This window comes from Cupriavidus sp. UBA2010 (assembly GCF_002335265.1).
Taxonomy (GTDB): Bacteria; Pseudomonadota; Gammaproteobacteria; order Burkholderiales; family Burkholderiaceae; genus Cupriavidus; species Cupriavidus metallidurans.
Map to the genome: position 1 here is coordinate 1 of NZ_DDCI01000026.1, position 25,644 is coordinate 25,644.

General features: G+C 59.9%; 22 protein-coding genes, 1 tRNA gene and 1 pseudogene. 8 read left to right on the forward strand and 16 right to left on the reverse strand.

Features of this window, described 5'->3' with window-relative positions; translation table 11 throughout:
- Positions 1-19 precede the first annotated feature (19 nt).
- Positions 20-1,156 carry a group II intron reverse transcriptase/maturase gene (gene ltrA, locus B2246_RS20790; RefSeq protein WP_286881710.1) on the reverse strand — a complete coding sequence of 379 codons (1,137 nt, stop codon included), beginning with the start codon at positions 1,154-1,156 and terminating at the stop codon, positions 20-22.
- A 561-nt stretch (positions 1,157-1,717) separates the two neighbouring features.
- Positions 1,718-2,230: pseudogene (locus B2246_RS20795) on the reverse strand (IS5-like element ISPre1 family transposase); the annotation flags it as partial.
- A gap of 193 nt (positions 2,231-2,423) precedes the next feature.
- On the opposite strand from B2246_RS20795, the gene B2246_RS20800 reads away from it, so the two are divergent.
- From B2246_RS20800 to B2246_RS20815, 4 genes are all read left to right on the forward strand, one after another.
- Entirely contained in the window at positions 2,424-3,449 is a 1,026-nt protein-coding gene (locus B2246_RS20800) for an IS110 family transposase (RefSeq protein ID WP_141123344.1), read from the forward strand.
- Positions 3,450-3,956: 507 nt separating this feature from the next.
- Complete coding sequence (locus B2246_RS20805; protein ID WP_058655490.1) at positions 3,957-4,898, forward strand: LysR family transcriptional regulator; 942 nt, start codon at positions 3,957-3,959, stop codon at positions 4,896-4,898.
- Positions 4,899-5,413: 515 nt separating this feature from the next.
- Positions 5,414-6,580 (forward strand): glutathione-independent formaldehyde dehydrogenase, encoded by a 1,167-nt coding sequence (locus B2246_RS20810; protein ID WP_226929782.1) that lies wholly within the window; start codon positions 5,414-5,416, stop codon positions 6,578-6,580.
- Positions 6,581-7,064: 484 nt separating this feature from the next.
- Entirely contained in the window at positions 7,065-7,955 is an 891-nt protein-coding gene (locus B2246_RS20815; protein ID WP_017514782.1) for a LysR family transcriptional regulator, read from the forward strand.
- A gap of 22 nt (positions 7,956-7,977) precedes the next feature.
- On the opposite strand, the gene B2246_RS20820 is transcribed toward B2246_RS20815, so the two are convergent.
- Positions 7,978-8,271: a helix-turn-helix domain-containing protein gene (locus tag B2246_RS20820; RefSeq protein ID WP_009459591.1), complete on the reverse strand. Its 294-nt coding sequence runs from the start codon at positions 8,269-8,271 to the stop codon at positions 7,978-7,980.
- A gap of 119 nt (positions 8,272-8,390) precedes the next feature.
- Between B2246_RS20820 and B2246_RS20825 the strand changes: the two genes are divergently transcribed.
- Together B2246_RS20825 and B2246_RS20830 are read left to right on the forward strand one after the other, a co-directional pair.
- Positions 8,391-9,044 carry a substrate-binding domain-containing protein gene (locus B2246_RS20825; RefSeq protein WP_023106332.1) on the forward strand — a complete coding sequence of 218 codons (654 nt, stop codon included), beginning with the start codon at positions 8,391-8,393 and terminating at the stop codon, positions 9,042-9,044.
- 118 nt (positions 9,045-9,162) lie between these two features.
- Positions 9,163-10,131, forward strand: a complete 969-nt coding sequence (locus tag B2246_RS20830) for a Dyp-type peroxidase (protein ID WP_020924940.1) — start codon at positions 9,163-9,165, stop codon at positions 10,129-10,131.
- Between the two features lie 37 nt (positions 10,132-10,168).
- Here the strand turns inward: B2246_RS20830 and B2246_RS20835 are convergent, their stop codons facing one another.
- The 4 genes from B2246_RS20835 to uvrC all read right to left on the reverse strand — a co-directional run bounded on the left by B2246_RS20835 (position 10,169) and on the right by uvrC (position 15,349).
- A complete protein-coding gene (locus B2246_RS20835) occupies positions 10,169-12,112 on the reverse strand; it encodes a tyrosine-type recombinase/integrase (RefSeq protein WP_009876631.1) in 1,944 nt (647 codons plus the stop codon).
- Between the two features lie 226 nt (positions 12,113-12,338).
- Positions 12,339-12,414, reverse strand: a tRNA-Gly gene (locus B2246_RS20840).
- Positions 12,415-12,594: 180 nt separating this feature from the next.
- Positions 12,595-13,194, reverse strand: coding sequence for a CDP-diacylglycerol--glycerol-3-phosphate 3-phosphatidyltransferase (pgsA, locus tag B2246_RS20845; RefSeq protein WP_008642380.1), 600 nt, complete (start codon positions 13,192-13,194; stop codon positions 12,595-12,597).
- Between the two features lie 133 nt (positions 13,195-13,327).
- Positions 13,328-15,349 carry an excinuclease ABC subunit UvrC gene (gene uvrC / locus B2246_RS20850; protein WP_286881711.1) on the reverse strand — a complete coding sequence of 674 codons (2,022 nt, stop codon included), beginning with the start codon at positions 15,347-15,349 and terminating at the stop codon, positions 13,328-13,330.
- 112 nt (positions 15,350-15,461) lie between these two features.
- Between uvrC and earP the strand changes: the two genes are divergently transcribed.
- Entirely contained in the window at positions 15,462-16,613 is a 1,152-nt protein-coding gene (gene earP, locus B2246_RS20855; protein ID WP_286881712.1) for an elongation factor P maturation arginine rhamnosyltransferase EarP, read from the forward strand.
- A 129-nt stretch (positions 16,614-16,742) separates the two neighbouring features.
- The gene (gene efp / locus B2246_RS20860) at positions 16,743-17,303 is read left to right on the forward strand and encodes an elongation factor P (protein WP_008642375.1); all 561 of its coding nucleotides are present in this window, start codon (positions 16,743-16,745) and stop codon (positions 17,301-17,303) included.
- Positions 17,304-17,423: 120 nt separating this feature from the next.
- On the opposite strand, the gene nagZ is transcribed toward efp, so the two are convergent.
- The 9 genes from nagZ to lepA are packed head-to-tail and all read right to left on the reverse strand — an operon-like array spanning position 17,424 to position 25,523.
- On the reverse strand, positions 17,424-18,473 hold the full coding sequence (gene nagZ / locus B2246_RS20865; RefSeq protein WP_286881713.1) for a beta-N-acetylhexosaminidase: 1,050 nt from the start codon (positions 18,471-18,473) through the stop codon (positions 17,424-17,426).
- 14 nt (positions 18,474-18,487) lie between these two features.
- A complete protein-coding gene (acpS, locus tag B2246_RS20870) occupies positions 18,488-18,919 on the reverse strand; it encodes a holo-ACP synthase (RefSeq protein WP_008642370.1) in 432 nt (143 codons plus the stop codon).
- Positions 18,916-19,698 (reverse strand): pyridoxine 5'-phosphate synthase, encoded by a 783-nt coding sequence (gene pdxJ, locus B2246_RS20875; protein ID WP_186424937.1) that lies wholly within the window; start codon positions 19,696-19,698, stop codon positions 18,916-18,918. Before pdxJ ends, acpS begins: the two co-directional genes overlap by 4 nt.
- Positions 19,699-19,726: 28 nt before the next feature.
- Positions 19,727-20,623 (reverse strand): DNA repair protein RecO, encoded by an 897-nt coding sequence (gene recO / locus B2246_RS20880; RefSeq protein WP_286881714.1) that lies wholly within the window; start codon positions 20,621-20,623, stop codon positions 19,727-19,729.
- A gap of 5 nt (positions 20,624-20,628) precedes the next feature.
- Positions 20,629-21,567: a GTPase Era gene (era, locus tag B2246_RS20885; RefSeq protein ID WP_011517012.1), complete on the reverse strand. Its 939-nt coding sequence runs from the start codon at positions 21,565-21,567 to the stop codon at positions 20,629-20,631.
- A complete protein-coding gene (gene rnc / locus B2246_RS20890; RefSeq protein ID WP_008644793.1) occupies positions 21,564-22,334 on the reverse strand; it encodes a ribonuclease III in 771 nt (256 codons plus the stop codon). The genes era and rnc overlap by 4 nt, the downstream gene beginning before the upstream one ends.
- A 4-nt stretch (positions 22,335-22,338) precedes the next feature.
- Complete coding sequence (locus tag B2246_RS20895) at positions 22,339-22,731, reverse strand: DUF4845 domain-containing protein (protein ID WP_051705568.1); 393 nt, start codon at positions 22,729-22,731, stop codon at positions 22,339-22,341.
- Positions 22,732-22,784: 53 nt separating this feature from the next.
- Entirely contained in the window at positions 22,785-23,684 is a 900-nt protein-coding gene (gene lepB, locus B2246_RS20900; RefSeq protein WP_008644800.1) for a signal peptidase I, read from the reverse strand.
- Positions 23,685-23,729: 45 nt separating this feature from the next.
- Complete coding sequence (gene lepA / locus B2246_RS20905; RefSeq protein WP_008644801.1) at positions 23,730-25,523, reverse strand: translation elongation factor 4; 1,794 nt, start codon at positions 25,521-25,523, stop codon at positions 23,730-23,732.
- Between the last annotated feature and the right edge of the window lie 121 nt (positions 25,524-25,644).

Consider the following 25,644-nt stretch of genomic DNA (forward strand, 5'->3'; position numbering starts at 1 on the left):
TCGTGGAACAGGGGCAAGGTCATTGAGATATGCGCCGCTTGCGCCCGTGAAGTATTTTGTACTTACGACCGGCCCAACGCTTGAGTGCGCTATCGATATGTCGAAAGATGCCAAGCATGGCCGTCCGATAGAACGCGCCATAATACTGCCACCAACCTTGTATCACTGGGTTGTAAAGCCGAGCCACAGCAGCCAGCGTCACGTGAGTTTGGCGGTTGACCCGCCACTCGCGCACTGCTCGCCGCATCCGCTTCAACGCTTGCGCACTGACTCCCGGCAGGAAGCTGGTGAAAAGGTTGTTCTGTTGGCCGATTGCCTTCCTGGGTCTAAAAGTGAAACCAAGGAAGGTAAAGCTCACATGCGGATACTCCGCGCGTCGATTGCTGTCCTTGCAGTACACGATTTTCGATTTCTCGGGATGCATCGTGAGACCACAAACTGCTAGACGTGAAGCGATTGAACGCATCACGTGTTCTGCCTGCCTCTCGCTACGACAATGCACTACCGCATCATCGGCGTACCGGGCAAAAGGACAGTTTGGGCTGTTTCGTTGCATCCAAGCGTCAAAGGTGTAATGCATGAACAGATTCATCAGCATGGGACTGATCACGCCGCCTTGCGGGGTGCCACGTTCGCGTTGAATGCGAACGCCATCTGCTGCCTCGAACGGAGCAACCAGCCATCGTTCGATGTACAGCAGTATCCAGTCCTCTTTGATATGGGTTCGCACCGCTTTCATCAGCAGTTCATGATCAATGTGATCAAAAGCCGCCTTGATATCAAACTCCACCACCCAGTCGTATCGCCAGCAGCGCTCGCGTGTGATCGCTATGGCCTGTTTGGCTGAACGCCCTGGTCGGTATCCATATGAGTCCGGATGGAAAAGCGCATCCAGCTTCGGCTCGATGAGGAGTTTGACTACAGTTTGTGCGATACGGTCGCTGACCGTAGGCACTCCCAGCCTGCGTATACCCCCCGATGCCTTCGGTATCTCAACAACCTTGACCGGCGGCGGGAAATAAGACCCCGACGACATTCGATTCCATAGCTTGTAAAGATTCTTCGGCAGGTTCCGCTCAAAATCGGCAATGGTCTCATCGTCGATTCCAGCAGCTCCCCGGTTGGTTCTGACCTGCTGATAGGCCTCCCATATCACGCGCTATGTTGTAAGGTTTGTTCGAACTCACGCCACTCATCCCCTGAGGTTGACAGCGTTCGTTGACAGGATAACGCCTCCCCTTCGCTCCGCCTTCATTACAAAGGCTTCATCACTACTACAGGAGGCTCCGCCCCTCATTCCAGCATTGGTATTCTTCCTCATGGTTTTAGCCATTTGTCATTTTCCTTTGCATCTGGAACAAGGTTCTCACGTTCCGTACCCAAGCCTGTATGGAGATCATGCCGCCTTTACACCGGCTGCCACTGGGGCCGTAAGCAGGTAACGCCCCAACTCGTCCTGAAGCCAGTACTCAACCTCAGTTTCGACAGCACTTTAGGGAATAACGATGCGTCATCGGACGGTTTGCTTTCGCTCATCTTCTCCATACTCACCTGCCATCATCATGGGATGACTTTTCCTCGGTTGCTCACCACCGCACCTTTTGGATGCAGCAGCACCGGGTGGTTTGAAGCCTGCTCCTGCAAGCCGACTTCGGAAGGCCTACTTCCATCTTCGGTACAGCATCACAGGTCATACGACCTGTGTTCGTGACACACAGTACTGGTTACCCTTCTTGGTCTGATGCATTTCCGGGTCGCGCTTACCGTCCTTGTTCTTGGTCGAACTCGGCGCATTGATCAGCGTGGCATCGACGATCGTGCCTTGGCGCAGCGACAGCCCTCGGTCGCCCAGATAGCCATTGATGACAGCCAAGATGCCGGCGGCTAGTTCGTGCTTCTCCAGCAAACGACGGAAGTTGAGGATGGTGGTTTCATCGGGGATACGCTCCAAGCTCAGCCCCGCGAACTGGCGCAAGATGGTGGTCTCGTACAGCGCCTCTTCCATCGCTGGATCGCTGTAACCGAACCAGTTTTGCATCAGGTGCACGCGCAGCATCGCCATCAGCGGATAGGCCGGACGACCGCCTTCACCCTTGGGATAATGCGGCTCGATCAAGGCAATCAAACCCTTCCACGGCACCACCCGATCCATCTCGATCAGGAACAACTCTTTGCGGGTTTGTTTGCGCTTACCGGCGTACTCGGCGTCAGCGAAGGTCATCTGCTTCATGGGGAAACTCAGCGGGTGGAATCCGGGTATTTTGCCAAAATCTGGAAGTCTTCTTCAGATGGTATGGACGCCTCCCCCCGGCAGCGGGCCGACCGCCGCACTGTGCACGACAAGCGGATCTCGCGGCCCCGATATACAAGTGTCAAAGTAACGCGTGTGAACAGCAAGAACACCTCTAACAGGAGGATCCACCATGAAACAGAGTGTGATTGGTATGGACATCGCCAAGAAGGTTTTCCAACTGCATACCGTCGATCAGCGCTCCGGAAAAATCGAACGTTTCAAGCTGCGGCGTGAAGAGGTTTTGGCGTTTTTCGCCGAGCGTCAGCCCTACTTGGTAGCGATGGAGGCTTGTGGCAGTGCGCACTGGTGGGCGCGCCAGCTTCAGCAGTTGGGGCATGAGGTGCGCTTACTGGCTCCTCGCTCGGTACGCCCATTCGTACTCAGGAACAAGACCGATGCGGCTGATGCCCAAGCGATATGGACAGCAGTGCAGCAGCCCGACGCCCACCAAGTCGCAATCAAACAAGCTGATCAGCAGGCCATCCTCTCGCTGCACCGCATCCGCGCTCAACTGCTGAAATTTCGCATTATGCAAAGCAATGCATTGCGCGGCTTGTTCTATGAGTTCGGGATTGTGTTGCCGGAAGGCTACACCCCGCTGACCAAGGCGGTGCCTAACGCCTTCGTCGATGCGGAAAATCAAGTACCCCATGTGCTGTTGGAAAGTCTGCGCGAGCAGTGGGCACGGGTAATCCGGCTGGACGAAGAAATCCAAGCGATTGAACTCCGTTTGAAACACTGCATGCGTGAGCGTCTCGATTGTCAAAAAATTGCAGAAATCCCCGGAGTAGGCTTGTTGACGGCCACAGCCGCAGTTGCCTCGCTGGGCGATGCCAAAACCTTTCGCTCCGGTCGGCAGTTTGCCGCTTGGGTGGGACTGGTTCCTCGACAGACAGGCACAGGTGGTCGAGTTCGGCAACTGGGGCTGAGCAAGCGCGGTGACACCTATCTGCGAACACTGTTTATGCATGGTGCCCGCTCAATCATTGCCAGGGGGCAGAAGTCTGAGTGGGTTGAGCGCTTGCTTGCCAGGCGACCGTATAACGTGGTGGTGGCCGCAGTTGCCAATAAACTCGCGAGAACCGTTTGGGCTGTGCTGGTCAAAGGCTCCCGATATCGCGCAGAACTCTTTACGGCATGCCCTGTAGGGCATTGAAAAAGCTTATAGACAAAAGGCTTCACAAGGAGCGCACGCGGTAGATACGTGATGGCGAAATAGGTCAGACCGTGACGAGGTAAACCTGGTAGGGAATATGAGCTATGGGCACACCATCAGCTCGATTTTCAGATGAGGGCCTCGTCAGCGGATTCCATCAGGGCCAGTAGGCTTGTCGGCCTGCACAAACAGGCCGGATATAAGACTGCTCCTACCTATACGTCAGCATGACTACCCCATTGAGCTTCGGGAGGCGTCCATATAAGTTTCCCTAAGCTACATGAGGACGACTCGCCCACAGCGCAAAGCACCTGTGTTCGCGCTATTGGCTGTCCCGTGCGTTGTGGTGCTGACCGTCGATGACGAGTCGAACCTACTGTATGGACACTGCGCGCGGCAGCCTTTCATGCGTGCCAGCTACGTGCCCAAGGTTGGACGCGGATCGAAGCGTGCGCAGGGTTTTTCGTGAAAGTATAAAATCCAATCAACTTTATCAGAAGAAAATATATGATCGTAAGAAACTTTGAATACTTGCTTGCTTTGCACCGTGAAGGCCATTTTGGCAACGCGGCCAAAAGCTGCAATGTTTCTCAGCCGACACTCTCCGCGGGCATTAAGCAATTGGAGGAAGACATGGGTGTCGAGATCGTGCGTCATGGCCGACGCTATGACGGCCTCACTTCTGAAGGGATGCGCGTACTGTCTTGGGCTCAGCAGATGTATGACGACTGCAAAGGGCTGGAGCGAGAACTCTCCGCACTACGGCGAGGTATAGAGGGGCAATTCCGGCTAGGGATACTCCCAGGAACTGCCGGTGTAGCGCCCACATTAAGCATCGCCCTTGCTGAAAAAACACCCTTACTTCAACAATCAGTTCTGGTTTCCGGCGCTTCTTCCCTGCTACAGGCGATTCGAGAAAACAATTTGGATATCGCACTCATGCATTTGGAGGATATCCCAGGGGAAGACTTCGATACTCACCTTCTGTACCGTGAACGCATTTTCCTTTTTCACGCCGCGAGAACACAGCAACCCCGAAGCACAACGTGGGACCATGTTCTCAATAGACAACTCTGCGTGCTGAACTCGGCAGTACCTGAACCCATTCAAGATAGGCTGATGCAATGTACCGCGCAGACTATTCGCACTGATTCAATTGACGTGCTATCGGCACACGTGGCGACAGGAAAATATTCGGCAGTTCTTCCGCAATCTCTCGCCGGCCAACTCGCGCACATTCCAAATCTCCACGCAATCGCAATCAATGGACCAATGTCGCACTCAAATGTCGGATTCGTTGCTGGGAAAAATGCGTTCGAGGCACCGTCATCGCGTGCATTGCTCGAAATGGTGCACACCCCCGAACTCGCCACCACTCTTCAATCCGTTATATCGATCCATCGTCGGTTCCAGCCCAAAGCAGACTCATCTCAAAGCCCCCTGAAATAGCGAGTCTTGAAGAGCAACTCTGTATTGCTTCAACCAGGCGAAGATTGCAGGCATGCCGTGTGCGCCGCTAACAGGCGCCACGTGCTGAGCAACCCATCGAAGGCCACTAGGTCCAGGGGCAACTCGGGGGGGCAGGAGTACCTGCTGCATGCGGCCTCCTCATGTCTCGCTGGGTCGAGCTGACTGTTCCTAGATCAAGCTAGGAGGCGCGATGTAGCGATGATCGTTGCCCTCTCCCGGCTAGGAGACGAGCACGGCTCGACGATCCCGCGTAGATAGATCGTGCCTATCTGCACATAGATTATTCCAGTTTGACCACTTCTGAGCTTGATCCGATGCTGTCAAGACCGCAGAAGGAGACGCGGCCAACGGCTAGGCAATACCACGATCGTTCTTCTTGACAGCGGTAAATTTCGTTTCCCACTTCGATTTAGAAGATGGAAACATTAACGCACAGAGGTGACGAAATGACTCCGACCGGTAACCGAATCGTGACTTTCGAGAAGCCCTTGGAAATGAAGGTCAACACCTTCAAATTTCCAGAGCTGATAACCCCTCAAGGGAAAAGCGCACCCCATGGCGCTATCCTCAAAATAGTTACCACAAATATCTGTGGCAGCGACCTTCACATTTATCGCGGTTCGTTTGCTGTTCCCAAGGGAATGACCATGGGCCATGAAATGACCGGCGAAGTGATCGAAGTGGGATCAGACGTCGAAGTCGTGAAGAAGGGCGACATCGTTTCCGTTCCCTTCAATGTGGGGTGTGGGCGTTGCTACAACTGCAAGCATATGCGCTCCGATGTATGCGAGAACACCAACCCCGAAATCGACTGCGGAGCCTACGGGTTCAACCTCGGTGGCTGGACGGGGGGGCAAGGTGATTATCTCTTCGTACCGTATGCGGATTTCAATCTCCTTCGCTTCTCTGACAAGGATGCCGCCATGGAAAAAATCCGCGACCTGACCCTTCTCTCTGACGTATTACCCACAGCTTTCCATGGGTTCGCTGGCCCAGACTGGCCAGCCGCGCCGGCCTACGTCGTCGGCGAAAACATCCTGATCTTCGGTGCCGGGCCGGTCGGCAGAGCGGGTGCCGCCTGCGCCAGACTTCTGGGTGCAGGCGCCATCATCGTTGCCGATTACATTCAAGAGCGGCTGGACCTTCTCAAGCCACACGGCGTGGAAACCATCAACCTTTCCGACGGCGTGCCGATCGAGGAGCATCTCGAACGCATTACCGGGCACAGGGAGGTGGATCGCGTCATCGACTATGTTGGTGTGGACTGCCGCGGGTTTGGCGCGGAGGCTGACAAGATCGTGGAGAGCGCTGTTACCAACGCAATGCTCAAATATGTCCGCTTCGGCGGAATGACCAGTACGGTCGGTGTGTACTGCGCAAACCCGATCTCGAAAGACCCGAAAGCCAAGAAAGGCCATATGGATCTGGAATGGTCCAACGCCTGGATCAAGTCGCCGCGAATGTCGGCTGGTCAATCTCCGACGGCCAACTACAACCACGCGTTAATGCGGGCGATACTGAACGATCGCATGCCTTACCTTTCGCCGATGATGAACACTAAGTTCATCAAGCTCGAAGACGCGCCCGCCGCGTACAAAGAGTTCGACGCGGGTTCTGCATACAAGTACGTCATCGACCCGCATGGTTCAGTGCGGCATTAAGCATCCGGCGCGGGCTAAGCATCAGGATGTCTCACACTTTCTGGTGAGAGGCATTCTGGTCCCGCCAGTCTCCGGGCAGCAACTGGAGCCGGCGAATATTTTCGCCGGCATTTGCCGTCTGCCCCAGGGTACTTGCCTTGGCTCGGACCAGGAGCAGAGCCTCAGCAATCCGCAGGTGATGATCAACCGCAAGCGTGTTCAAGCGCTTGGTTCGCAATCGGCCAAGGGTCAGACGGGGACGATGCACGGCATCCATTGACGTGCGTGGCTGGAGATAGCCTTCGTCTGATCCTTATCACCCCACGGACTTGATCAGGCTCGCCTGGTGTTGTGCCTGCCTCGGGCCATCGCACGGTCAACCCAGCCCTGGCTCATTCAGCCAGAAGTTTCCAATGATGTGGCCGAACTCGCCGCCGCCAGAATGGCAGTCACTTCTATAGGGAGATAGCACAGTGTTGGATAAGTCGGAACGGGAGGGTGGCCTATGGAGCTGCGCCATCTTCGCTGCTTCGTAGTTCTTGCTGAGGAGCTACATTTCACGCGGGCGGCTGAGCGCCTGCATATCGAACAACCACCGCTATCACGAGCCATCAAGGAACTTGAGGACGAGTTGGGCGTAGTGCTCTTCGACCGAAACCGACGAGGAACAGTTCTAACGGCGGCGGGCGCGGTCTTCTTGCAAGATGTTCGCCGTCTATTCACAGTGCTGGAACAGGCTCGTGAAAATGCCAAGGCTGTGGCATCGGGCTTGCGCGGTAGCCTGCGCATCGCTGTATCAGATGGGGCTATCGATCCACGGCTGTCGGCATTTCTGGCTCGTTGCCGCGCCGAGGAGCCGGAGATCGAAATACGCTTGTCAGAAGTGCTTCTGGCAGAGCAAGTGCGTGGCTTGCGTTCGGGCGACTTCATGATCGGGTTCGCGCACACGGGCGATGTCGGCGACGGTATCGCTGCCGAACCAATCTGGCACGACCCGCTGGTGATTGCGGTGCCAGCTCGTCACTCATTGCTCACCTACAAGGAGGTGCCACTTCAAGAACTTCAAGGCCATCCACTTGTCCTGTGCGACCCGCAGGTATGCGAGGGCTATTGCCGCGAACTCAAGCGGCTGCTCAACACGTTGGAGCACAAGCTGAATGTTGTCGAGGAAGTGTCCTCGCTGGACATGATGCTCACGTTGGTCGGCGCCGGCTACGGCATCGGCTTCATGACGGCGACCAAGATTCCCATCTCCCAACGGCCGGATGTGGTGATCCGCCCCTTGGCGATGGATTCTGCCGTGATCACCACCTACCTGCTTCGGCCCGACGGCGGCAATTTATCGGCTTCGGTGGAGCGATTTATCGTTCGCCTTCGCGACTCTTCGGACGGTTGACGGAGCCTGGCAGGCTAGACACTCAGGGATCAGTGTCGGCACGCAGATTGCGTTCGGTCGCCGTCATCAGGTCAGCCGCGCTTATTCCAAGTGCCGTAGAAATTTTCAGTATGAGCGGAAGCGTGGGCACGTGCTCACCACGCTCGATCTTACCCATGTGAGAACGCGAAATGCTTGCCCGAGATGCGAACTCGTCTTGCGCGACTCCTTGAGCGACGCGCGCAGCGCGCACGGCCTGTCCGAAGGCTAACGCCGACTCGGATTCATACGTCGATGTGCCAGAAGGACGGCCTGGCTGAATTGTTGATTTCTGCATTAGCAGAAGCGTCAAACAATCTGCCACAATTAACCACGTTAAAGATAACGACGTTAAACTTCACTCTTTCCTGCAACGCTGGTTTGCCTTTCTGGACAGATCGCTTATTGGGGGCCCTCATGCATGACGCCACCAGCCAGTTTTCCCATTTCAGGCTTGCTATCGCGCCCGGAGTGCCATCCTCTTGCCTCACAACGCTTCTTGCCCTACAGCGCGCGGAGGAACCAGAAGTCACCATCACGTTCTTTGAGACCTCAGCCGATGATCTGTTGACGGGCCTTGAGGAAGGCCGCTACGACGCTGGAATGACGCTTCGGAACGCTGGTGCTCCGGCCGTGAAAAGCCAACCGCTCTGGGTGGAGAACGTGGCTGTTGCAGTGCCGCTGGGGTCCCCCTTAGTTGCCCAGGCGAAGATCACGCTTGCCGAGCTTCTGGACTATCCGGTGTTTCGCTGGCCGGCGGAGGCTTGCCTACTGCTGGATCAGCGACTGTCCTTTCTTCCGTTGAGCCAGCAGAGCATTCAGCACGTGACTTCGTTCGAGATGATGGCGCTTTGGGTGACCGCTGGCTACGGAGTGGGGCTCTCCGCGCAATCGCGCATTGAGCGTGCCCATGCGTGGGGGATCACTATGCGACCGCTTTCAGACGGCCCCTACGAGATCGTGACATATCTGCAGCGGCCCCACGGACGAGCCAATGTTGTTTCTGAGCGGTTCGAGCACAGGGCAATGTTGGTTGCCAGGGACAGGGCGGCTTGCTCGAATACCCCATAGCCCGCTCTCGCCGAGGCTGCGTGCGGGTAATTGCAGCGGCACGCGCCTGTTAGCGCGCCAGTGATAGCGCTTCCATCTCTGGCAATATGATGAATTAACATGGTCTTTGGAGGCACGAATGGTTGGAAGTGGTTGGGATCGAGTACCAATTGACTCGCAAAGCATCGATGCGCCGCTGTCGCGCGCGGCGGTGTTTCTCACGTTGACAGTCGCCGAGGGCCACGAGGCCCTTCAGGCGGTCGCCGGCGTCTTGGACGGGCTGGACGACCTGATCAAAACGGTGGGCTTCCGCGATCTCAACGGCCGGCTGTCGTGCATCACTGCACTGGGATCGGCGCTATGGGACCGTTTCCAGACCGGGAAGCGCCCGAAGGAACTACGGCCCTTCGTGCCCATCGAGGGTGCCAAGCACACCGCGCCTGCCACGCCCGGCGACCTGTTCTTTCACATCCGTGCCGAACGCGAGGACCTCTGTTTTGAATTCGAGCGCCTGCTGCTGGACCAACTGGGCAGCAGCGTGACGGTGGCCGACGAGGTGGTCGGTTTTCGCTACTTCGACTCCCGCGACCTGCTTGGCTTTGTCGATGGCACGGCCAACCCGACCGGGCACGACATCGGCGCCTCGACGCTGGTCGGCAGTGAAGATCAGGCGTTCGCCGGCGGCAGCTACTTGGTGGTGCAGAAGTATCTGCACCAAATGCAGCCGTGGGCTCGGCTCGCCAAGGACGAGCAAGAGCGGATCATCGGCCGGGAGATCGTCAGCAATGTCGAATTGCCCGACGCGACGAGCGGCCAGAAATCGCACAAGACCCTCGCCACGATCGTGGACGACGACGGCACCGAGCACGACATCCTGCGCGACAACATGCCCTTCGGCCGCCCCGGCCAGGGCGAATATGGCACCTACTTCATCGGCTACTCCAGGCATCTGTGGGTGACGCAGAAGATGCTGGAGCGCATGTTCCTCGGCGATCCGCCAGGCATGCACGACCGCCTGCTCGATTTCTCGACGGCGCACACCGGCGCCGTGTTCTTCGCTCCCGCACCGCGCACGCTGAGCGAACTCGTGGAGGCGGTGCAAGCGTAATGCAGGGGCCGCAAGGCCCCTGCAAGGTTTGAGAGCCCTATGCTCCGTCTAGAACTACTGCGCTATCCACCAGCCGACGAACGCTTTGCCGCACATCCTCGGGGATGGGGTACGGGGCAATGGCCTCGGGCATATCCGCATAGTGCTGGTAGTCGCCCATGATGACCTGGATGATCGCCGGCACGTTGGTCGGCGTGACCGCATCAATGGCCGCGCGGTCCCCCAGGTCAGGGTGCGGCTGGGTCAGCATGCGGTACAGATCCCACGAATCCGCGTGCGGGCACTGGTTCATGAGCACCTGGGCCAGCTTGTGCTTGAGCGGCACCAGTTGCCAATCGGGAACACGCTGCCCCCGATTGCCCAAACTGATGGACAGCAACTTGCCCGCTTTCAGTTCGCGGTTGATCTGGTCCTTGGACTTTCCGGCCAGCTTGCCGAACAGCGGGACCGGCAAGCTGCTTGGAGACTCGTAGATGGTCAGCATTTCCTCGCGCTCGCGCTGGATCGCGGACACTTCCGGCTCTGGGGCATGCGTCGGAGGCGGCGGTACCTGAGACAGCCGCTGGAACGTGATGCCGCCGTTGCTCGGGGTTACGACAATAGGCGTGGCCACGACGGGCGGGACGCCGGGAGGAGTGGGCTCGGCCATCGCGAGGGTCGCATCCACCGCTTCCTCCACTTCTGCCATCGCCGGCACCCCGTCGATACGGATGGTCAGATGCGCGCTCGCGGCTTCCACTTCGCCCTGTTCGAGCAGGTCGAGCCGATCGGCCCAGTCCTGCATCATCCGACGGCGCGGCTCAACGTACTTGGCGTGGTTGTAGGACGAACTCACCTTGTTGGGGTCGGAATGGGAAAGCTGCGCGTCCACCCAAATCTTCGGGTAGCCAATCTCGTTGAGCGCCGTCGAGATAGTGCCGCGGATGCCGTGGCCGGTCAGGCGCCCCTCATAGCCCATGAGCTGCACGGCCTTGTTGAGGGTGTTCTCGCTGATGCGCTTCTTGAGTTCGCTGCGGTGTGACAGCAAGTACTTCTGCGCCGGCCGCATCACCCCCAGGAGATAGCGCACGATCTCGATGGCCTGCAGGGATAGCGGCACGATATAGGGGGGCACATCCTGCGGCCGCTTCCCTGCCTTGCGCATTTCATCCTGGAGCTGCTTGACGATCTGCGGTGGGATGATCCACAAGCCCCTGTCGAGGTCGAACTGTTCGGGTTCGGCCAATCGCAGTTCGCCGGTGCGCACCCCGGTCAGGAACAGCAGCCGGACGCCAAGCTGGGTCTGCCAGCCACGGGGGTTGTAGAGCCGGAGCTTCTGGAGGAACTCGGGCATCTCGGGCAGGTGCAGGTAGGGATTGTGGGCTACGGGGGGCTTGGGCTCTGCCACCACGTCCAGGTCGGCGGCCGGGTTGACTTCCAACCCCTCGGCAATGACCAGGGCATAGCGGAACAACTGGTTGAACCAGGTGCGGACCTTCTCGGCGGTGGTGAACGCCTTGCGTTTCTCGATCGCCGCCAAGACGCCCAGGAGTTGGGGGCGGCGAATGTCGTAGATCGACATTCTTCCCAGGGTGGGCAACACGTCCTTGTTGAAGATGCGCAGGATCTGCGACAGCGTGCTTTGACGGCCTTCCTTGAGTTCCTTGCGGCGATGCTCGACCCAGGCATCGAAGACGGTCTTGAAGGTGTATTCGCCCGCCAGCTTGGCCGCGTGCCGTTTCTGGTCGCGCTCGACCTGAGGATCGATCCCCCTGGCGAGCAGGGCCTGGGCCTTGTCTCGCTCGATCCGGGCCTCGCGCAGGCTGAGAGCAGGATAGCCGCCCAGGCACAGGCGCTTTTGCTTGCCCAGCCAGTAGTAGCGGAATTGCCATGACTTGCCGCCTGCGGCTGAGACCATCAGGCCCAGGCAGTCGTTGTCGGAGAGGGTGTAGCGTTTTCCGGTGGTCTTCGCCTGCCGGACGGTCAGATCAGAGAGCGCCATTTCGAGACTCCTAAGTAATGACTTAGGCCCTATGCTCGTCATGGTCCCCGCTCAGCCCCAGCAACTATCCGGTAGCCGACCCACCCGTATTCTTGTGCCTTATTTGGTCACTCAAAAACGGTAGCTGTGGGTGGATTTCCGTGGCACTCGCTGGAATGAAAAAAGGAGCCGAAGCTCCTTTTTTCAATGACCTACAGACCCCAGTAGAAGTCTGTGGATCAAAATTTGGAGCGGGAGACGAGTCTCGAACTCGCGACCTCAACCTTGGCAAGGTTGCGCTCTACCAACTGAGCTACTCCCGCAGGGCCCTGCATCTTACCGAAAAGCAGACTATCGCGCAACTTCTTTTAAACGCGCAGCTTTATGCTGCCATTTCGCGCTATGTACCGCTTATCTTGCTGCTTTCGTTTGCGTCGTCAGCAGCGAGAACGAGATTATTGCAAAGGACGATCCGGCTCGTCAACAACTTTTTGCAGCAAATCTCACTTTTGTGTCCGAGCCCCGCTGATAACCTCGCTGCGCTCGCGAATCTGCGGCCAGGCGAGCTTCATGTAATAGAACATCGACCACAACGTGAGCACGGCTGCCAGGTAGATCATCCAGCCGCCAAGCAGCGATGCGTCCACACCGAACAGAGCGTCGTTGAATAACAGCAACGGGATCGCGATCATCTGCACCGTGGTCTTGAGCTTGCCAAGGAAATTCACCGCCACGCTCTTCGAAGCCCCGATCTGGGCCATCCATTCGCGCAGTGCCGAAATCGTGATCTCACGCCCGATGATGACCAGCGCGATCAGGTCGGCCACCCGCCCCAGCGCGAGCAACGACAGCAATGCGGCTGTCACCATGAGCTTGTCGGCCACCGGATCGAGGAACGCGCCGAAGGCCGAGGTCTGATTCCAGCGCCGCGCCAGAAAACCATCGAGCCAGTCCGTCACTGCCGCGATGACGAAGAACGATGCCGCGGTGACGTTCTTGGTGTGCATCGGCAACCAGGCCTCGGGCAGGTAATAAACCCCGACGACCAGCGGGATCATGGCCACGCGAAGCCAGGTCAGCAGAATGGGAATGTTAAGTGGCATGGGCGGTGCTAGGGCAGTGTGTTCCCGGGCAGACAAGGCTGGATTGCGATGTCGATTGCCGCGATTGTCGCCGATTTCGGACCCGACACGTAGTTTCGGGCCGAAAACCGCCCAATTCATGGGCGCGCGAGGCTCAGTGCAACTGTCGGTAGATCTCCTCGGCCAGGGTGCGCGAAATGCCTTCAACGCTGGCCAGTTCGTCGATGCTGGCCGCCATCACGCCCCGCAAACCTCCGAAGCGTGTCAACAGCTTCTGCCGGCGGCGCGCCCCCACACCTTCGATTTCCTCGAGCCGCGAAGTGGTACGCGCCTTGGCCCGGCGCGCGCGCATACCCGTAATCGCGAACCGGTGCGCCTCGTCCCGGATCTGCGCGACCAGCATCAGCGCCGCGCTGCCTTGCCCCAGTTCCAGCGACGGCCGGCCGTCGGCAAACACCAGCGTCTCGAGACCTACCTTGCGTCCTTCGCCCTTGGCCACGCCAACCAGCAGGCCAATATCGAGACCGAGTTCCTCGAACACCTGCCGCGCGACCTCGACCTGCCCTTTGCCACCGTCGATCAGCACCACGCGGGGCATACGGGGCACGCCGTCGCCGCCATCGCCAGCCGGATCGCCACCCGCCTCCTGCAACTGCTCGACGAGCTTCTGGTACCGGCGCGTCAACACCTGGCGCATCGCAGCGTAATCATCGCCCGGCGTGATATCGGCGATGTTGTAGCGTCGGTACTCGCTGTTCTGCATCTCGTGATGATGGAACACTACGCACGATGCCTGCGTGGCCTCGCCAGCGGTGTGACTGATATCGAAACACTCGATGCGCAATGTCGCCAGATCCTCCAGGTCGAGGCCAATGGTTTCGGCCAGCGCGCGCGTGCGCGCCTCCTGGCTGCCCTGCTCTGCCAGCCGACGAGCCAGCGCCAAGCCCGCACCCTGCGCGGCCATCTCCAGCCATGTCTTGCGCTGGCCCTGAGGCTGGCGCACCAGCGTGATCTTCCGGCCCGCCTGCATCGACAGCGCCTCGACCAAGGCGGAATCGGCCGGTCGATGACTCACCACCACGATGGGCGGCGGTGCCTGATCCAGATAGTGCTGCACCATGAAAGCGGACAGCACGCGAGCGGCGATGCGGTCGATGGGCAACGGATCCGTATCGGCAGCCGCTCCTTCATGCGCGCTACCGTCTGCCTCGTCTCCCTCCTCCACGATCATCGCCGCCTCGTCGACGTGGGCCGGGAAGTACGCCTTGTCGCCGAGATGACGACCACCGCGCACCATTGCCAGGTTCACGCAGGCACGCCCACCCTGCACCGCCACGGCCAGGATGTCGATGTCGCGCGCCTGGCCGACTTCCTCCACGGCCTGCCGCTTGAGCACGGTCGACAGCGCGGCGATCTGGTCCCGAACCGCCGCAGCCTGCTCGAACTCCAGTTGCACCGCATGGGCTTCCATCTTGGATTGCAGACCCTCAAGCACCTCGGTCTCTCGCCCCTGCAGGAAGCGCGCCGCGTTCGACACGTCCCGCGCGTAGTCATCCTCGCTGATCGCGCCGACGCACGGCCCGGTGCAGCGGTGGATCTGATGCAGCAGGCACGGCCGCGTGCGATTGTTGAAAACCGTGTCCTCGCAGGTTCGCAACTGAAAGACCTTCTGCAGGATCTGCATGCTCTCGCGCACGGCGTGCGCGCTCGGGAACGGCCCGAAATACTGGTGCTTGCGATCGGTGGCGCCACGGTAGTACGCCATGCGCGGGAACTTGTGCCCGGTCAGTTTGAGGAATGGATAGGACTTGTCGTCGCGAAACAGAATGTTGTAACGCGGCGCCAGGGCCTTGATGAGGTTGTTCTCAAGCAGCAGCGCCTCCGCCTCCGTCCGCACCACCGTGGTGTCGATGCGGGCGATCTTGGCGACCATCATCGCAATGCGCGGCGACAACTGCGTCTTGTTGAAATAGCTCGAGACCCGCTTCTTCAGGTCGCGCGCCTTGCCGACATAGAGGATGTTGCCGTCGGCATCGAAGTAGCGATAGACACCAGGCAACCCCGGCATACGCGCCAGGATCGGGCGCGGGTCGAACGCCGGCGCGCCGGACGATTCCGGGGCATCGGATTCGGGCGGCGTTGTCTCGGTGGGAAGGACGGGTTCCTGCTCGGGCATCGGGGACGGAAAGTGTGTGACGTAACGCGCCAACGTGGGGCGCTCGCTCTAGAATCGCAAGTTTAGAGCAATTCTCCCGCCGGACTTTCCGCAGGCGGGCACCGTCATCGTCATGCCAATCCGTTCCTGGGACATCTTTTGCACCGTCATCGACAACTTTGGCGACATTGGCGTCTGCTGGCGACTGGCACGCCAACTGGCGCAGGAACACGGTCATGCGGTGCGACTGTGGGTCGATGACCTGGCCAGCTTTTCCCGACTGGCACCCGAGATTGACGTGACGGCCACCCGCCAGCGGCTGGCCGGCGTGGACGTGCACACCTGGGATCCAAAGCCGGAGGCACCGTTCGAGCCCGTCACGCCGCACGACGTGGTGATCGAGGCCTTTGCCTGCCATCTGCCCGAGCCGTTGCAGGCCGCCATGGCCGCGGTCGATCGCAAACCCGTCTGGATCAATCTTGAATACCTGAGCGCCGAGGCCTGGGTGAGCGAACATCATGCGATGGCCTCGCCCCACTCCCGGCTGCCACTGACCAAGTACTTCTTCTTCCCGGGATTTGCACACGGCACCGGAGGCCTCTTGCGCGAATCCATGCTCGGCGCATCACGCGCGGCATTCCTGGACAGCCCGGCCGCGCAAGCCACGCTTTGGCACCGTTTGGGCGTGCAGCCGATCGCAGGCGCCCTGCGGACGAGCCTGTTCGCTTATTCGAACCCGGCCTTGCCTGCGCTACTCGAACAATGGCGCGACGGCACGACGCCGGTCCAATGCCTTGTGCCACAAGGATTGGCCGCCACGCAGGCGGGCGGGTGGCTCGGCGCGCCGCTACAGCCGGGTGAATCGCACCAGCGCGGCAATCTGACCATGCAATGCATCCCGTTCGTGCGCCAGGAACACTACGATGAACTGCTGTGGGCCTGCGACATCAACTTCGTGCGCGGCGAGGATTCATGCGTGCGGGCGCACTGGGCCGCCAAGCCAATGATCTGGCACATCTACCCCCAGGATGACCACGCGCACCGCGAGAAGCTCGACGCCTGGCTCGGCCGGTTCTCACGCTCCGGCGTGGTGCCCGAGGCTTCCGCCGCGCTGACGAATTTCACGCACGCGTGGAATGGCTACGGCCATGCACCGGATTGGGCGGCGTTACAGGCACAATTACCCGCCCTCACTTCCGGTATGGACCGCTGGCAGCGGCAGTTGCAGCACTTGGGAGATCTGGCGGCGAATCTCGTGGCCTTCTGCGAAAATCGGGTAAAATAGCCGGTTGATTTTTATGGCGAGCCAAGTTCAAAGGCCCAAGAACAGCAAACGCCGGCTGCGCCCTTCGCCATACCGATTTCCGGGCACCTACAACGATCCCGGACCATTTTTTTCAGGAAAACAGTTCAGATGAAAATCGCACAGGAACTCCGCGTCGGCAACGTGTTCATGATTGGTTCCGACCCGATGGTGGTTCAGAAGGCCGAGTACAACAAGTCAGGTCGTAACGCCGCTGTCGTCAAGATGAAGTACAAGAACCTGCTGACGGAAGCCCCGGGCGAATCCGTCTTCAAGGCCGACGACAAGTTCGAAGTCGTGGTGCTGGAGCGCCGCGAGTGCACGTACTCGTACTTCGCCGACCCGATGTACGTGTTCATGGACACCGAGTACAACCAGTACGAAGTCGAGAAGGACAGCATGGGCGACTCGCTGAACTACCTCGAAGACGGCATGGTGGTGGAAGTGGTGTTCTACAACGACAAGGCCATCTCGGTCGAAATGCCGACGACGCTGGTTCGCGAGATCATCTACACGGAACCGGCCGTCAAGGGCGACACCTCGTCGGGCAAGGTGCTCAAGGGCGCCAAGATCAACACCGGCTTCGAACTGCAAGTGCCGCTGTTCTGCAACATCGGTGACAAGATCGAAATCGACACGCGTACCGGCGAATACCGCAGCCGCGCCAACTAAGATCTCTTAGGGCATACGCAAAAAAGGGCAGCTTCGGCTGCCCTTTTTTCTTTCTACCGATCCATTCTTGCGGATTCATGTCTGGGTGGCGTCGATCCACCACCCGGCGGCCTGAGTCGCTCAAGCGATCAGATCGTGTTCCTTCAGCAGGCGCAGCGCGGCACGGTATTCGCCATCTTGCTGCAACTTGTTCCAGTCCAGCGGCTTGCGGCGACCGAACAGCTTGCGGATGCGCCGCTGCGAGGCCTTGCCGATCGACACATCGAGTTCATTCAACAACTGGTCCGCGCGATCCGGGTGGTTGCAGATCAACACCATGTCGCAACCCGCCTCGAGCGCGGCGCGCGCGGCCTGGGTAACGGTACCGGCCACGCTCGCGCCCTCCATGCTGAGGTCGTCACTGAAAATCACGCCCTCAAAACCAAGCTGGGTGCGCAGGATGTCCTGCAGCCAGTAGCGCGAGAAGCCCGCCGGGTTCGGATCGACCTTCGGGTAGATCACGTGGGCAGGCATCACCGACGCCAGCGCCGGGCCCATCCAGTCATAAGGGCGGGCATCCTGGGACAGGATTTCATCAAGACCGCGCTCGTCCACCGGAATGGCCACATGCGAATCGGCTTCGACATAGCCATGCCCCGGGAAGTGCTTGCCGCAGTTCGCCATGCCGGCCAGCAGCAGTCCGTGCGTCAGATGGTTGGCCAGCATGGTCACCACACGAGGATCGGCATGGAACGCACGATCGCCAATGACACCACTGCGGCCATAGTCGAGGTCAAGCACCGGGGTGAAGCTCAGGTCGATGTCGCAGGCACGCAGTTCGGCCGCCAGCACGTAGCCGCAAGCCATCGCCACCTTGGTGGCAGTCAGCACGTCACGGTCCCACAGCGCCCCGAGCCGGGACATCGCCGGCAAGTGCGTGAAGCCATCGGTCTTGGCGCGCTGCACGCGGCCGCCTTCATGGTCGATGCAGATGAGCGCATCGTCACGAACTTCACGAATGGCCCGCGTCAGCGCCACGAGTTGCGCACGCGATTCGAAGTTGCGCGCAAACAGGATCACACCACCCGTCAGCGGGTGGGCAATGCGACGCGCATCCTCGGCGGTGAGTTCCTTGCCCACGACGTCGAGCACTACCGGGCCCGGCCGCTTGCCGGAGACTTTCTTGTTCATATCGAATATCGAATTCAGTTCGAAGCGGGTTCGGATTGCGGGGCCGCCAGTTGACCACCCCGCTCGGCGATCGCGAACGCGACCGCATATTCATGTTCGTCACTGACACTGACACGGACGACCAGGCCGCGTTCCCGCAACCATTCCGCCAGTTCACCAGTGCAATGCGGCGCGGGCTCGCCTGATGGCTGGTTCAGCAACTCCATCGCGCGCCACGTCATCGGCCAGCGCATCCCCAGGCCGATGGCCTTCGAGAATGCCTCCTTGGCCGCGAAACGCGTGCACAGGAATGCCAGGCCGCGTTTTTCCGAGCGTGCCTTGCGCGCAAGATAGATCTTCATCTCGCGCGGCCCGAGAATCTTCTCGACAAAGCGACCACGCGTGCGCTCCATCACGCCGCGTACGCGATCAATCTGGATGATGTCGGTGCCGACGCCGTAGATCACGCGGGCTGACCCGGAACCGGGTAACGGGTACCGAGGCGCGCCGCCACCATAATGGCCTTCATCTCGCGCACGGCGTTCTGCCACCCGGCAAACACCGCGTGTGCAACGATCGCGTGACCAATGTTGAGCTCCTTGATCCCCGGCAGCGCGGCGATCGGCTGGACGTTGGTGTAGTGCAGGCCGTGGCCGGCGTTGACGATCAGACCATGCTTCTGCCCCGCTTCCACGCCCGCCGCCACACGGCGGAACTCGACTGCCTGTTCCTCCGCCGTATGCGCATCAGCATAGCGGCCGGTATGGATCTCGATCACCGGCGCCTTGCACGCGGCAGCGGCGGCAATCTGGTCAGGGTCAGCATCAATGAACAGCGATACACGGATACCCGCGTCGGCCAGTTGCCGGCATGCGGCGCTGACCTGCTCGAAATGGCCCGCTACGTCGAGTCCGCCTTCGGTAGTGACTTCCTCGCGCTTCTCAGGCACCAGGCAGACGTCCTGGGGCTTGATCTCGCACGCAATGTCGAGCATCTCGGAAGTGATCGCGCATTCCAGATTCATGCGCGTGGCCAGCTTCGGGCGCAGCGCGCGCACGTCGGCGTCGCGGATATGGCGACGGTCCTCGCGCAGATGCAGCGTGATCAGGTCGGCGCCGGCCTCCTCGGCCTGCAGCGCTGCCTGAATCGGATCGGGATACACCGTGCCGCGCGCGTTGCGCAGCGTGGCCACGTGGTCGATATTGACCCCGAGGTCGATGACACCGGGGTTCGCGTGGAAAATCATGCCGGCTTCTCTCAGGAGAATTGGGATATTAAAGGTACTGCAGATCGATCAGGATCTGGCGCGTCTTCAGCGGCGCACCCTGCAAATAATAATGCAGCAGGAACCGCATCAGTGCGCGGCTTTGCGAAACGGTCTGCGCGCGCGAGTAATCATCCTGCGCCATATCCAGCAGCGTCTGTCCCGACACCACGGGCCAGCTCGACGGATCTGACGCATGCGCGCGCCGCACCCCGCGCTCGGGCTGGTAGACGTAATCGAGCCCTGGCTGCACGCGTTCGCCCGATCGGAGGCACTGATCAAACGCTACCGCAAACCCAGTCTCCTGCAGCAACACCCGCTCGAAGCTGCGCAATACGAAGCTGGCCGGCTCGCCATGCGACAGGCGCGTCAGCGTCGCCATGTAGTGGCGGAACAGGGCCGGATGCGCGTCCTCGCGCGGGCAGAAACGCAGCAGCAGTTCGTTCAGGTAGAAGCCGGAAAGCAGTGCGTCGCCGGCAAGCGGCAGCATGCCGCCCACGTACTCCGCCTTGGTCAGCGTCTTGACCTCGCCGCGGCCGGTCCAGGACAGGGCGACCGGATGAAAATGCTGCAGCACCGCGCGCAGTGCGGAATGCGGCCGCTTGGCCCCTTTCGCAACCATGGCCACGCGACCGTGATCGCGCGTGAAGACGTCGAGAACCAGACTGGTTTCGCGATAAGGATGCGCATGAAGCACGAAGCCCGCCTCATTGGTGACGCGCAGTTCCGAGCGAGCCGGAACGATACGCATCGCGCGATCCATCATTTCGCGGCCGGCCGCCACCGAGGGGCTGACCGCCGCGTTCATGGCAGGTACCGCGCCAGACCCCAGCAGCTCCGCGGCTTCCTCGGCAATCGGGTCAGCGCTGCGCGCACGCGGCGCAGCAGCGCGGCGCACGTCAGGCATCTTGCTCACTCGTAGCCGTAGGCGCGCAGTCCGGCTTCGTTATCGGCCCAGCCGCTCTTGACCTTGATCCACATCTCCAGGTAGACCTTGCCATCGAACAGCTTCTCCATATCCAGGCGTGCCTCGGTGGAGATCTGCTTGAGCTTGGCGCCCTTGTTGCCGATGATCATAGCCTTGTGCGCGTCGCGTTCGACCAGGATCGTCGCGAAAATCCTGCGCAGGCGCCCTTCGGTCTCGAATTTGTCGATCACGACGGTGCTGGTGTAAGGCAGTTCGTCGCCGGTCCAGCGGAACACCTTTTCGCGGATGATCTCGGACGCCAGGAAGCGCTCGCTGCGATCGGTCATTGCATCGACGTCGTACATCGGCTCGCCTTCCGGCAGATACGGCCGGATGATCGCCAACAGACGCTGGATATGATCGCGCGTCTTGGCCGACATCGGCACCACCTCCCGGAACGGGAAGCGCTGCCCCATCTGCTCAAGGAACGGCATCATGACTTCGCTGCGACCCTCGCCGATTCGATCGAGCTTGTTGCAGACCAGCAGCACCGGAACGTTCTTGGGGAGCAGCGACAGCACCTTCTCGTCATCGGGACCGAAATAGCCGGCTTCGACGACAAACAGCACGATATCGACCGACGACAGCGTCGACGTCACGGCGCGGTTCAGGGAGCGGTTCAGCGCACTAGCGTGGCGAGTCTGGAAACCAGGTGTATCCGCGAACACATACTGGGTGTCATCGGTCGTCTGGATACCGACGATACGATGCCGCGTGGTCTGTGCCTTGCGTGACGTGATGCTGATCTTCTGGCCGACCAGCGCGTTCATCAGCGTGGACTTGCCAACATTCGGACGGCCAACGATGGCCACTGTGCCGCAGCGAAATGCCACGGCACCTGAGGGTTCCGCCGCATCTTGCTGCGGAGGGAGAGAATCGGTCATTCCTTCAACCTGAGAGACAACTGGGGATCGGGCGGCACCGGCTGCTTGCGCGTCTTGCCCGTACGTTCGGCACGGCTGCGCTTGAGCAACTGCGGCACGAGCTTCTGGACTTCGTCGAGCGCGAGCTTGGCCGCTGCCTGCTCAGCGGCGCGACGCGATGCGCCGGTACCGAACACGCGCACCTCCAGTTTAGGCACGATGCATTCGACTTCAAATTGCTGGCTGTGCGCCGCACCGTGCGTGGCGATGACGTTGTATTGCGGCAGGGCAATCTTGTGGCCCTGCAGATACTCCTGGAGCAGCGTCTTGGCGTCCTTGCCCAGCGTGCGCGGGTCCACCTGCTCCAGGATCGGGATATACAGCTTGCGGATCAACGCGCGTGCCGCGTCGAACCCCGCATCGAGAAACACGGCACCAACGATAGCCTCGAGCGCATCGGCAAGAATGGAGGGGCGGCGGAAACCGCCGCTCTTCAACTCACCCTCACCCAGACGCAGCGCATCGGAAAGCTGCAGCATCTGGGCGATCTCGTAGAGCGCCTGTTGCTTGACCAAATTGGCGCGCACACGGGAAAGATCGCCTTCGTCGAGCTTGCCAAACATGCCAAAGAGCATATCGGCCACGGCGCAGTTCAATACCGAGTCGCCCAGGAACTCCAGGCGCTCGTTGTGCTGGGCGCTATGGCTGCGATGCGTGAGCGCCTGCTGCAGCAATTCGGGCTTGCTGAATCGGTAGCCGAGACGTTGCTGCAAGGCGTCGAGGGTCATGTCGTTACTGCGTTCCCGAGTAGGTAATCAAAAAACTCAACGGACCATAAATCTGAATTTCGGTCCGGTACTCGAAGCCGACCGCGCGGATCCGCCCGGTTTCGTCCTCTTCTATATCCAGATCCTCGCCCTTGAGCGATGAAATGCGATCAATCGCGGCCTGTTTGTCGAAACTGGCTGCGACGTCACTACGTTTGGTACCAGTACCCTTGGCATAGTTGACGGCGCGCTTGATGGAGAAATACTCGATCAGGCTTGGAATTACCTTCAACGCCGGTACGGCGACCGCCCCCACAATGATGACAACGACAAGCAACGATCCCAGCGAGAATCCACGCGCCCGATGAATCACATCGAAACGAACTCGCCCCGGAGAACCCAACCGCTTTTGACCCATGTTGCGCTTCCCTCTTTTTTGAGTGTCTTGCGCCGCGTGAAACCGAACGAGCGTTACTTGAACGACCCCACGCGCCCGAAATTACCCAGATTCATCCAGATCAGGAACGCCTTGCCCACGATATTCTGATCAGGCACGAACCCCCAGTATCTGGAATCCAGGCTGTTATCCCGGTTGTCACCCATTACGAAATAGTGACCTTCCGGCACTTTACACGTCACGCCCTGCTGATTGTAAGTGCAGTTTTCGCGGAACGGAAAATCGGGATCGGCACCGGCCACGAAGGCGGGGCGATCGTTGTCATTCAGGATGCCGTGCTCGGGACCGCCCGGCAACTTCTCGACAAAATGCTTCGAGTACGCCAGACGTTCTTCGTCGAGATAATCCGGCAGCGGGCTGTACTCGGCCGGCTTGCCATTGATCGTCAGCTTCTTGTTTTCGTACTGCACCACATCGCCCGGCACGCCGATCACGCGCTTGATGTAGTCGAGCGACTCATCCCGCGGATAGCGGAACACCATGACATCGCCGCGCTGGGGCTCGCCGAGGCTGATGATCTTCTTGTTCACGACCGGCAGACGAATGCCGTAGTCGTACTTGTTGACCAGGATGAAGTCGCCAATCAGTAGCGTGGGGATCATCGATCCCGACGGAATCTTGAACGGCTCCACCACGAACGAGCGCAGCACGAACACCGCCAGGATCACCGGGAAGAAGCTCGCCGAATATTCCAGCCACCACGGTTGGCGCAGCTTCTCTTCCGCCAGACGCGCACGCGAGCGATCGATGTCTGCGCCGCCCTGCATCGACTGCATGTCATTACGACGCGCATCGAATTCGGCCAGCGCGAGTTGCGCCACGCTCCGGCGCTGTCGCTCGAACACCAGCTTGTCCGCGACCCAGGCTATGCCTGTGATGACCACCAGCACAAAAAGTATCAGTGCAAAATTCATAACGGCTTCAAGTGATGTCGATGTTGTGTCGTCGCTGGGGCGCGCTTACTTGTCGTCCACCTGCAGGATCGCCAGGAAGGCCTCCTGCGGGATTTCGACGGTCCCCACCTGCTTCATCCGCTTCTTGCCTGCTTTCTGCTTTTCCAGCAGCTTCTTCTTCCGGCTGATATCGCCGCCGTAGCATTTGGCCAGCACGTTCTTGCGCAGCGCTTTCACGTTCTCGCGCGCGATGATATTCGAGCCGATGGCGGCCTGGATGGCTACGTCGTACATCTGACGCGGGATGATCTCGCGCATCTTGGCCGCCACCTCGCGACCGCGATACTGCGAGTTTGAACGGTGCACGATCACGGACAAGGCGTCGACCTTGTCGCTGTTGATCAAGATATCCACCTTCACCACATCCGATTGCCGGTATTCCTTGAACTCGTAATCCATCGATGCGTAGCCGCGCGATACCGACTTCAGGCGATCGAAGAAATCCATCACGATTTCCGCCATCGGGATCTCGTATGTGAGCTGCACTTGCTTGCCGTGATAGCTCATATTGATCTGCGCGCCCCGCTTCTGCGTGCACAGCGTCATCACCGAGCCGACATAATCCTGCGGCATATACAGGTTGACCGTGACGATCGGCTCGAGAATGGCTTCAATCTTGCTCGGATCGGGCATCTTGGCCGGGTTCTCGACGGTCAACACCGTGCCATCACGCTGCTGAACCTGATAGACCACGGTCGGCGCGGTCGTGATCAGGTCCATGTCGAATTCACGCTCCAGACGCTCCTGCACGATCTCCATGTGCAGCAGACCCAGGAAGCCGCAGCGGAAACCGAAGCCGAGTGCCTGCGAGACTTCCGGCTCGAACTGCAGCGATGCGTCGTTCAGGCGCAGCTTCTCGAGCGATTCGCGCAGGGCCTCGTACTGATTCGATTCCACGGGGTACAGCCCCGCGAACACCTGCGGCTTGACTTCCTTGAAGCCCGGCAGCGGCGCTTCGGCGCGGCGCGTCATAGTGGTGATCGTGTCGCCAACCTTGGCTGCCTTCAATTCCTTGATGCCGGCAATCACGAATCCCACCTGCCCCGCCGTCAGCTCGTCCCGCTGAACCGACTTGGGCGAGAACACACCGACCTGCTCCACCAGATGCTGGGCGCCGGTGGCCATCAGCAGAACCTTGTCCTTGGGGCGAAGCGTGCCGTTGACCACGCGCACGAGCATCACCACGCCAACGTAGTTGTCGAACCAGGAGTCGATGATCAGCGCCTGTAGCGGCGCGGCGGCGTCACCCTTGGGCGGCGGAACCTTGGCGATCAGCGCCTCGATCACGTCTTCCACGCCCTGGCCGGTCTTGGCCGAGCACGGCGTGGCGTCCTGCGCGTCGATGCCGATCACGTCCTCGATCTCCTGGATCGCATTGGCCGGGTCGGCCTGCGGCAGATCGATCTTGTTCAGCACGGGCACGACTTCGACGCCCAGTTCGATGGCCGTGTAGCAATTGGCCACAGTCTGGGCTTCCACGCCCTGCGAGGCGTCGACCACTAGCAGCGCGCCTTCGCATGCGGACAGGGAGCGGCTGACTTCATAGCTGAAGTCGACGTGTCCCGGCGTATCGATCAGATTCAGGTTGTAGACCTGGCCGTCGCGCGCCTTGTAGCTCAGCGCGGCGGTCTGGGCCTTGATCGTGATGCCCCGCTCCTTCTCGATATCCATCGAATCGAGCACCTGCGCTTCCATTTCGCGATCGGACAGCCCGCCACAGCGCTGAATGATCCGGTCGGCCAAGGTGGATTTGCCATGGTCGATGTGGGCAATGATCGAGAAATTACGAATGTGGTCCATCTAACGTTCTGGGAAGCACCGGCGCGCTCATGGTAGGCCTGTCGGGCGCGGGAGCAAAAAAGTTGGGGCGCACGGAGCTCGCGCCAATCCGCGATTTTACCGGATTTTCAAGGACTTCCGT